The organism is Methylocaldum sp. (genome assembly GCF_039794385.1).
Taxonomy (GTDB): Bacteria; Pseudomonadota; Gammaproteobacteria; order Methylococcales; family Methylococcaceae; genus Methylocaldum.
Window position 1 is genome coordinate 1 of the sequence record NZ_JBDIVO010000154.1, and the last position, 10,329, is coordinate 10,329.

Below are 10,329 nucleotides of genomic sequence, written 5' to 3' on the forward strand. Positions count from 1 at the left end.
GGAGGAGATTTACGTCATTCGGGCCGGACAGACCAAGCCGGAAATTTTTCAGCTCGACGGAGAATCGCCCGATGCCATGATTCTGGCCGAACAATTTTCGCTGCAGCCGCACGACATCGTTTTCGTGGGTACGGCGGGTGTCACTCAATGGTCGAGGGTACTCAACCAGTTGCTGCCGTCGTCCTTTAGCCAGGTCATGACCCGAGGGGCGTTTTATGGGTTCTAGCCCGGTTGCCGGAAGCGCTTCGTCTTTCGACTTCTCTCCCGAAGCAGAACCCGCAGTAGGTCGGGAATCCTTTCCCGACGCTAATGGATACTACCGGCACCTTCGTCGGCAAAGGGTTGCCGACCTACAACTGACGGTTCGTCCGAGATAAGCCTGGCCGGCGTGAAATCGAAGGGGCGTTTGTTGTTCCCGGCAAATGGCTTCGAAGATACGAATGGACTTCAGTCTCTTTCAACCGAATCGATATGTGGATTGAGTCATGAATATGCACGGACATAACGAGATTAGCCTGCTCCCGCCGCCGAACCTGTCGCGGATCGAGGAGCCGAGCGTCAGCATCAGGGACTATGTCGATCTGTTGCTCGAAGGCAAGAAAACCATCCTTCTGACATTGCTTTCGATATTGACGGTGACGGTGGTCTATCTGATCTTCGCGCCCCGCACGTACAAGGCGGATGCCCTGTTGCGGATCGACAAGAACAAGGCACTGCTCACGGCCCCGCTCCGCAGCGAGGCCAGCAAGTCTCCGGCCGAGGCCGAAAATCCGAGGGCGCAGCGGGAGGTCGAAATCCTGAGATCCCGTTCGGTTCTCGGCAAGGTCGTCGACGGTCTGAATCTGACGGTGGAGGTCACGCCCAGGTATCTTCCTCTGATCGGCGAGACGCTCGCGCGCTGGCACGATCCGCATGACGGCGTGGCCGGCGCCTGGTGGGGCTTCAACCGCTGGGCCTTCGGCGGCGAGAGGATCAAGGTCGCCGAGTTCACCGTTCCCGATCGGTATCTGGGAAAAGACTTCACCCTGATCGCTCTGGACGGCGGGCGCTTTCAACTGCTCGACCCCAAGGGAGAACCGGTGGGCGAGGGACGGGTAGGCGACAGCGTCGAGATCGATGTGGGCGAAGCCGTACCGGTCGTGATCAAGGTTTCGGAACTCAAGGCCCATCCCGGCACTTATTTCGATCTGACCCGGGAAAGCCGACTGACGGCCATCGAAAAACTGAAGAAGGCGTTCACCGTCAAGGAAGCCTCCAAGGATACGGATATTCTCAACGTCGAACTCAAGGGGCGCGAGCCTGAGCAGCTCGCCAAATCGGTCAACGACATCGCCACGACCTATGTAAATGCGACGGTGAACTGGGAATCGGCGGAAGCCGGGCAAAAATTGGCCTTCCTCGAAAGCCAGTTGCCTGTCGTGAAGGAGCGTCTGGAACGGGCGGAGCAGGCATTGAGCGCATACCGGCAGCAACACGGCGCGGTCGACATCTCCGCCGAGGCCGAGGTGCTCTTGAAGCAGGCGGCGGAAATGGAAACCCTGGGCATCCAGCTCAGACAAAAGTACGAGGAACAGACCCAGCGCCTTACGGACGCGCACCCCGACATGATGGCGACCAAGGCCCAGATCGGCCGGGTCGAGCGCAAGCTGGCGGACCTCAACAAGCGGATCAAGGAGCTGCCGCGCACGCAGCAAAACATGGTGAGCCTGTCGCGCGACGTGCAGGTCAATACCGAGCTGTATACCTCGCTGCTGAACAGTGCCCAGGAACAGCGCGTGGCCGCCGCGGGATCGATCGGCAATTCCCGTATCGTCGATTTTGCCGTTATCCCGGAAAAACCGCACTGGCCTAAGCCGATGCTTCTTATCGCCATAGCCACGGTGCTGGGCATGACCTTGGGGGCGGCGATCGTATTCCTGCGCAATTCGCTGCAGCGTCACGACAATTACCCGGCACTGCTGGAATACCGGGTCGGGATTCCCCTTTACGCGGCGATACCGCACAGCAAGAAGCAAAAGCGTCTGGCGAGATTGGTCGATCAGGATCAACCGGCGGTGCTGGCCAGCCAGGCGCCCCACGACATTTCGGTCGAATCGTTGCGCGCCCTGCGGACGACTCTGGAAGCCACACTCGCCAGCGGCGAAAGCAAGATCATCATGATCAGCAGTCCCGCGCCCGGCATGGGTAAATCTTTCGTCAGTTCGAATCTGGCTGCGCTGTTGGCCAGCATCCGGAAACGGGTGCTGATCATCGACGCCGACCTCCGCAACGGTCGGCTGCATGAAGCCTTTTCCGTTCAGAAAGAACAGGGGCTCTCGGATCTCCTTGCCGGTACGGCTTCTCTGGCCGAGACGATCACCAGCCTTCCCGAGGTGGGAGTGGATTTCATCTCGAAGGGGCGGAACGTGTCCAACCCCGCGGAATTGCTGGTGCTTGGCGGCCTGGACGCGATCCTGGAGGACCTGAAAGCCTTCTACAACCACATCGTGATCGACTCGCCGCCAATCCTGGGCGCCACCGACGCCGCCATCATCGGCAAACACGCCGACGCCACCTTCCTGGTGGTCAAGGAAGGACGCTACACCGCGCAGGAACTGGAGGTCAGCTTCCGCCGATTCCAGCACGTGGGCATCAAGCCGAACGGCTTCATCATGAACGACATGAAAGAAGGGTCGTCGTATTACCCGTATTACGGGTATGCGTATCCGAAGGCGGTTTAAAAGGATTTTGGTTTTTTCTAGCGTGAGGAAGCTGGTTGATGTTAGGCAAGCACATAGATGTTCGCCTTCGGCGGGGATTTGTTTTAAAGCGGGGTGCCGCCCCGCACGCGGGCTACGCTGCGAAGTCCGTCCGTGGACTTCGCCCTTCGGGCCAGCGTTCCGCTGTCCCAATTCGCTCCTGGCGAATTGGTCTTTTGCTCGGCCAAAAGAAAGTAGCCAAAGAAAAGGCCGCCCGGTTGCCGCTTGTCTCCTGCACTCCTCACTTTCGGCGAGAGGCGATCGAAGGGCCATCCTTGGCCCCCGATCGCCGCGCAGAATCCATTCTGCGCCCCTTACGGGTTATTCCCGCCGAAAGCTCCGGTGCTCGGCGCGGCAAACGGGAGGAAAACACACGTCCTTGTCCGCTTAAACAACTCTATCCACACTCCACTGGCGAGATCGGCAATCGCCTCACAGTAGTCTGTTTCGGGATTGACCATTGTTCGATAAAAAGGATTTCGGTCTCCTTCCCGTATGGCGACCCCGAGCATCGGAGCCTCGGACCGGAACAGCCTGAAAGGGCGCGCGAGGGATCGCGCGCGGCGACCGAGGGACAGGGATGGCCCTTCGGTCGCCCCCGGTCCGAGGCGAGAAGCGCAGGATTAGGGGCGCCATTCGGGCGGCCTTTCTTTTGGGTACTTTTCTTTGGCCGCACAAAGAAAAGTATCTCGCCGGCGGGGCGAGACCCGCATCCAAATAACCCGCCGCATTAGCGGCACCATTAAAGAGAGCTTTGGTTGGCACTGCAAACAGCCAAGAAACTTTATAAACGATGAAAATCCGACTCGAAAAAGACCTACCCGTACTTCTGATCGCTCTGGTGAGCGTGTCGGCTCTTGCCTCGCTGCCTCAGGTCGAATCGGCGTGGAACGGGGTCAAGGAGGTTTACGGAGAGCAGGACTTCGGGTTGCGTATCTTGCGCGAAGTGATGCTGGTGGTCGTGGTCGGCTATGCGGTGCTGGAACGGCGGTTCTGGAACGGCGCGGCGACCGGTTCGATGTTCGCTTTTCTCGCGGTGGTCGCGAGCTATGCGCTGTTCGAGGTCGCCTACGCGCTGTTTCTGGATTTGCCGCTGGTGGTGCCGATGTCGGGGCTTCGCGTGTTCGAATACCTGCCGCTGGCGCTGATCGGCTTCATGACGGCGCGGCTGGGCGCGGCCGAGACGGTTATTCTGAAGTTCACGTCTTACCTTCGTTATTACATCGTCCTGCAAGGCGTGTTGGCCATTGCCCAGGCGCTGTGGGCGCCGCCTCTGGTCGGCGTGTCGATTCTGGGCGGCGGCCGTCCGTTCGGCACTTTCGTCAGTCCCAATCTGTTCGGCGCGGCGATGTCGACCTGTACGCTTTTCTTTGCGCTGGCCGAAGCCCCAAACGTCCGGAAATGGATGTATGCGACCACCTTCCTGGCCTTGCTGAGCGGCTCTCGGACGGCGCTGCTCAGTTCCTTCCTGGTTCTTTTCTTTCAGTTCTTTTCGAAGGTCCGTCCCCGCGACCGCTGGGCCCTGGTTCTGCCCGCGCCGGCGCTCGCGGTTGGTGCACTGCTGTTGGCTTCGAGTCCGCTGCTGAGCGGCCGGGACGATGCCGATCCCACGCAGGACGGCCGCATCGCGCTGTGGCAAAGAATGCTGAGCAACAATATCAATGACATGCCGGATCTTCTGTTCGGCTGGGGGCTCGGGCTAGGTTCCAACACCATCAACGTTTTGTTCGGCGCCGAACATTTTCCGGGGCAGTTCGATTCTGACAGCCTGTATCTTTTTCTGCTCAACGGGTACGGCTTGATCGGCCTCTTGGCTTATCTGGTGTTCGTCTGGATGTCCGCCAAAATGTCCGGTTATCCACAAAAGGGATTGGCGATGACCTTCATTGTCGTGGCGGGTTTGCCATTCAATCTTTGGGAGTATTTTCCCCAGAATGCGATGCTGATGTTCCTGTGGGGCGCGGTCGTGGGAACCGCGCGTGCGCCGAATTTACAGCCGTCGCGGGCGACGGCGGCGAGTTACCGCGGCTATGGCGAACAAATCCGTTAAACCCTCGTCGGGACGGCGAATCTTCGGAGACGCCTCTTGGGCATTGCTCGGCCAGGTTGGGTCGGGCGTGGTGCTTCTTTTGGGCACCCGGATCATCACCGAATTGGTTTCGCCCGAGGTTTACGGCCAGGTCGCCTTGCTGACCGGCATCGTGGCGCTCGGCGTCGGCATTTTTGCCTATCCGTTTATCTGTGCGGGAATGCGTCTGCTGCCGGAGTGTCTGGAACCGGGCAAGCGGTCGGCGTTGCACCGGGTCGTCCGCGGTCTGGCCGCGCGTTCAAGCACAGTCGCCGTGTTTTTTCTGGCGTTCGGAGGGGCGGCGTACAGCCAGATGACCGGGTTGGATCCCTGGTTGTTCGGGGTCGCTGCCCTGCTTTTTTTAGCTACCGTGCGCCGGGAAATAGGATTCCAATTGTTGATCGGCGAACGCCGGCAGCGCGAAGCCAGCCTTTGGCAGACCAGCGACGGCATTCTGCGGCCGCTGTTCGCCATTCTGCTGGTGTGGTACTGGGGGCCGAACGCCGCCTGGGTGCTTTTGGGTTATGCCTTTGCCAGTATCGCCTCAAATACGGTCTGGTCGTTCGTTCACAGGCCCAAACGGAGCAAAAGGATCCGGCATCGTTCGGCAGTTCTGGGGAACCTCAAACGGGACGTCAGGGCTTATGCGGTGCCGCTGATTCCGATGGAACTCTTGTCCTGGTTCAGCGGCCTGGGCGACCGGTATATCGTCGGCTATTTGATGACGGCGGCGGATGTCGGCATCTACGCGGCCGCATACACCCTGACCAACGAGGCGTTCAACCGTAGCGCCATCGTGCTGTTGCGCACTTTTCAGCCGGTGTACTTTCAGCATTTCTCGGCGGGCCGGAAAGAGCAGGCGTTCAAGATCTTCTGGATTTGGCTGGGTTGCGTCGCCGCCATGGGCATAGCGGGCGTCGTGGCCCTGGTGGTGCTGAAAGACTGGGTGGCCGGCTTGCTGCTGGCGGGGAGCTATCACTCCGCGGCCGTACTGATGCCCATCATCGGGGCCGGTTGCGCGCTGCAAGCCTTGGGTATGGTGGCCTCGCAACCTCTGCTGGCGGTCAAGCGGACGCGGCCCTTGCTGGTCGGCCGTTTGTGCGGGGCCATCGCCGCCGCCGTCGCCATACCCTTAATGATTCAGAAATACGGCCTGATTGGCGCGGCCATGGCCGCTCCCGTTTATTTCGGCATCGAGGCCTTCGTCATGGCCATGCTGGCGAGGCCTTGGCGGATGATGGGCGCGGCTCGGCGGGAGGGCTTGTATCCGGAGCCCGAGGCTACAAGTTGTTGAACGGAGCGGATGATCCGAATCTGGAAGATTCGCCTTTCGAAATTGATTTCAACCCAGAAGTTGTGAAAAACCGTAGCGAGCGGCCCGCCTCCGCGCCGACAAATCGGCACGACAGCCGATTTGCACGGCAGTGCCGCCCCCGGAGGGTGCCGCACAGGGAACGTGCGGCATGACAAGCGCAGGCGTACATTGGAGTACGTTGAGCATCGCAGGAGTGGAGGCGGGCCGCGCAGTAGGTTTCTTCACAACCTCGTATTCCATAGGAGTTAGGTAAATGCCCGTACCTCTGTATTTTTTCTCTGATATCGCCTGGGACGAGAGCGATGCGGTGCTGGCATCGACGGGTTCCGCCATATACGGAGACATTCTGCGGGAATGCGTTGCCTGCGGCAGCGAGAATCTACGCTTTTGGCGAAGGAAGCGTTACCAGTACACCCTGGACAGCAGCGTCGAGACCTTTCATATCTGGCGCTGCTCCGATTGCGGTACCGGTTTTCTGAATCGGCCGCCTCATGCGGATTGGCTGAAAACCATTTACCAATACTCGGGCCAAGCGCTTACCGAACCGGTGACGGTCGCGGACATCCTCGCGCGCGAAGCGAAATTCCCCAACATCACGGTCGACGCCGCACGCATGGCGCGCGATGCGGATCGGTATAACAGTTCGGGAAACAAACGAGCGCTGGATATCGGTTCGGGTTTCGGATTCTACACGCAGGCCCTCAGAAGAGAAGGTTATCGCACCGTCAGCATCAATCCCGGCAGATATGAAAATGCCGTTTTCAAGGAGCTCAACGGGGACGAGCCGATACCTCTCATGTTCGACTCCTTTCAGGATTCAGAACCTTATGGGGTAGTCATGATGTCGCAGGTGCTGGAGCACCTTTTGGGACCGGAACAGGCGATCAGGAAAGTATCCGGACTATTGGCACCGGGCGGCGTTCTGGCTTGTGCCGTGCCCAATTTCGAATCGTTTAACGTGAAACTGCTCGGTACTCAGGATAATGCCTGTTTATGGGTGCCGGAACATGTCAATTACTTTACGGAAAAAGGTTTGAGATTACTGCTCGAACATAACGGACTTAAGGTGGTGAAAATGGAACAGACAACCAGAATTCAACCGAAGGCACTGGCAAAACGCATCAAAGCCGGACAGATGTTGTCGTCTTTTCTGGAATCCCTGGTGATAAACCTGCAAAAGCCGTTTTCGCAAGTTGTCAATTCGCTGGGAATGGGCACGTATATCAGCGTATACGCCGTCAAATCGTAGCTGGTTCAACGGAAGAGATGAAATGAATAATCGTATGCTGACCATCGTGATTTTGACCAAGAACGAGGAAGACAATCTCCCCCGTTGCCTGGACGGGATACCCAACCGATACCCCGTCGTGATCGTGGACTCCGGGAGTACCGACCGGACGATTTCGATCGCGAAAGAGCGCGGCTGCACGGTTTACGAAAATCCCTGGCCGGGCTTCGCGGAGCAGCGCAACTTCGCGCTGCAGCGCTGCAATATCCGAAGCCGCTGGGTTTTATTCGTCGACGCGGACGAGATTTATCCGGTTAGATTCTATAACTGGTTCGAATCGCAGATCGCCGCCTCGGATTCGATCGATGTCGTGATGGCGCCGTCGATTCTTTATCTGCGCGGGAAACGGCTCGATTACGCTCCGGGTTACCCGATTTATCATCCGAGACTGGTGCGCAGGGATACCGCAAAATTCGTTACCAATCATACCGGTCATGGCGAAGCCGTGCTCGATACTTGCCGTATTTCGTATTCGCCCATTCCTTACGACCATTATTTCTATCACGGCGAAATCATCGAATGGATGCACAAGCATGTCGGCAAAGCGGCGCAGGAAGTGAGGCTGCATCCCACCGCGGGAGCCGTGATGACGGCGCGCGGCCGCTTGAGCGTTTGGCTCGGGCGCTCGGTATTCAGGATATTCGCCAGATTTCTGTATCACTTCGTACTGCGGCGGGGTTTTTTGGACGGCGCCGCAGGGCTGGAGTTCGCTCTGATGTTCACCTGGTATGAGGCCACCATATACCTGCAAGCAAAGGCGGACGCCAATCGGAAACCGGTTTCTTCGGAGGGCGTGACGCCTTGCTCGAAAGTCATCCTTGAATAAAGGAGGAGGTATTTGCTATGAAGTGCTCACTTATTCTAGCGACGCTTGGAAGGGATATAGAACTGATTTATTTCTTGAATTCATTGCAGAATCAGACTTATCGAGATTTCGAGCTGATTGTCATCGACCAAAACAGAGACGGAAAAATAGATTCCGTCATCGCATCCTGCAAGACCCGCTTTCCGGTAAATCACATAAAAGTGGACTTCAAGGGAAATTCGAGAGCCAGAGATTACGGCATCCGCTTTGCGCAAGGGGATATCATCGCATTTCCCGACGACGATTGCGTTTACGAAAAAGACGTTCTGAAAAAAGTGGTCGAGGAATTCCGGGATAAACCGAACATCGCCATTTTATCGGCCGGTTCTTACGATTTTTCGGAAACCCGGTTCAGTATAGGCGTCAATTCGAAATGGCCCAGATATTTCTCCCAGTTCTATATGATGGGCGTCGAGTTTACCCACTTTTTCAACCTGAAAAGGATGGATCGGAGCGAGTTTTATCTGGATCACGAGTTCGGAATAGGGGGCAAATATCCAGGCGCCGAAGGATTCGAGTTGCTTTACCGGTTGCTGCGCGCCGGAAACAAGGCTTTTTATGACCCGGACATAAAGATATATCATGCCGATAAGGACAATTATAAAGTCGGCACGGACAGGATGCTTTTGTATTCCGCAGGGGTCGGCGCCTATATCCGGAAGTTCACGAACGAATATGATTTGTCGATGCTGTATTACATTGCGAGAAAAATGTTTGTCGCACCCGTGATAAAAATGATGGTGGCCGCGGTATTGATGAATCGGAAAAGGTTCGTTTATTCCTATAACAATTTGATCGGCGTATGGCGGGGCTTTTGCGCATATGGGAGATACGGCCATGGATAATGTGATGGATGTAGGGGTCGTTTCGACGCACATTCCTCCCGCCAAAGGTTATGGCGGCGTATCGGTAACGGCCGCGGTCTTGACCAAGGCATGGGCGGAGTCGGGGCTCAAGATTTCGCTGGTATCCTCCAGCGAATCGATCGACCGCCGGCTGGAACCGTCGGACGTGCGATTGGGCGATACGGTGGAGGTCGGTCTGTACCGGTCTTATGGGTTCAAGCGCTGGGGGTTCGGGCTCGGGGCCATCCCCAAGCTGTTCGGATTGTGCGTCAAGGCGCCGGTCGTCTATATCCATGGCATCGCCACCTGGCCGTCCACGCTTGCGGCCATCTTCTGCGTGCTGCTTAGACGCCGTTTCATGGTTGCGGTGCACGGCGGTCTGATGCCCGAGCACGTCGCCCTGATCCGCCGGCGGAAACCGCACAAGTGGCTGTTCTATAGATGGCTCACGTTTCCCACGTTACGGCGAGCGATCGCCATTCATTGCACCAGCGAGACCGAAGCGGAAGGGGTCAGGAATGTCCTCGGCGAGGATGCCCGCATCCTGCTGGTTCCGAACGGCATCGACAGCCGGGGCGTGACGGTTGCGGATTATCCCGAGGGAGAAGGCATACAGATCTGTTTTCTCGGCCACATTCAGCAGGAAAAAGGCATCAACGCGTTCATCCGAGCCTGGCTCAGGACCCGGCGCGAAGCCGACCGCCTAGTGGTCGCCGGACGCAGCGTGGACGGGGCTTATTTCAAGGAATTTCAGGCTCTGGTCGAGCAGGCCGGCGGGGCCATCCGTTATCGAGGTTATCTCGGACAGGCCGAGGTCGCGGCGCTGCTGGCGGACAGCCATTATCTCGCGCTTCCGTCCGGCCTCGAGGAAACCGGCGGCATGCGCGAGAACTTCGGCAACGTGGTGGCCGAAGCCATGGCCGCTGGACGGCCGGTCCTGGTCGCCAGAGGCTTGGCTTGGGATCATGTCGAAGCCATGGCCGCCGGCTTCATCTTCGACCGCAGCGAAGATTCGGCATGCGAAATCCTGCGCCGGGCGCAGTCGTTGAGCCGAATGGACTGGGAACGGATGTCGGAAAACGCTAGACGGTACGTCGAGACGCATCTCGATCCGGTAAGGCTTGGCGAGCAGGTCTGGCGGGTGCTGAAGGGCTCCAATACGAACGCTTCGTCTCAGGAAATAGCTCTTTGCAGGCCGGAATAAGCTCTT

Annotated in this window: 7 protein-coding genes and 1 pseudogene; all 8 read left to right on the top strand. The window is 57.9% G+C overall.

All coding sequences use genetic code 11. The annotated features are described in order from the left end of the window. A pseudogene (locus tag ABJK70_RS13750) lies at nt 1–226 on the top strand (sugar transporter); the annotation flags it as partial. 259 nt (nt 227–485) lie between these two features. Next, a complete protein-coding gene (locus ABJK70_RS13755; RefSeq protein WP_347258247.1) occupies nt 486–2,720 on the top strand; it encodes a polysaccharide biosynthesis tyrosine autokinase in 2,235 nt (744 codons plus the stop codon). Between the two features lie 811 nt (nt 2,721–3,531). Continuing rightward, nucleotides 3,532–4,788 carry an O-antigen ligase family protein gene (locus ABJK70_RS13760; protein ID WP_347258248.1) on the top strand — a complete coding sequence of 419 codons (1,257 nt, stop codon included), beginning with the start codon at nt 3,532–3,534 and terminating at the stop codon, nt 4,786–4,788. Then, nucleotides 4,769–6,100 carry a lipopolysaccharide biosynthesis protein gene (locus ABJK70_RS13765; protein ID WP_347258249.1) on the top strand — a complete coding sequence of 444 codons (1,332 nt, stop codon included), beginning with the start codon at nt 4,769–4,771 and terminating at the stop codon, nt 6,098–6,100. Before ABJK70_RS13760 ends, ABJK70_RS13765 begins: the two co-directional genes overlap by 20 nt. Nucleotides 6,101–6,374: 274 nt before the next feature. Then, on the top strand, nt 6,375–7,370 hold the full coding sequence (locus ABJK70_RS13770) for a methyltransferase domain-containing protein (protein WP_347258250.1): 996 nt from the start codon (nt 6,375–6,377) through the stop codon (nt 7,368–7,370). A 22-nt stretch (nt 7,371–7,392) separates the two neighbouring features. Further along, on the top strand, nt 7,393–8,235 hold the full coding sequence (locus ABJK70_RS13775; protein WP_347258251.1) for a glycosyltransferase family 2 protein: 843 nt from the start codon (nt 7,393–7,395) through the stop codon (nt 8,233–8,235). A 17-nt stretch (nt 8,236–8,252) separates the two neighbouring features. Continuing rightward, a complete protein-coding gene (locus ABJK70_RS13780) occupies nt 8,253–9,119 on the top strand; it encodes a glycosyltransferase family A protein (protein WP_086133646.1) in 867 nt (288 codons plus the stop codon). After that, nucleotides 9,112–10,323: a glycosyltransferase family 4 protein gene (locus tag ABJK70_RS13785; protein ID WP_347258252.1), complete on the top strand. Its 1,212-nt coding sequence runs from the start codon at nt 9,112–9,114 to the stop codon at nt 10,321–10,323. Before ABJK70_RS13780 ends, ABJK70_RS13785 begins: the two co-directional genes overlap by 8 nt. Nucleotides 10,324–10,329 lie beyond the last annotated feature (6 nt).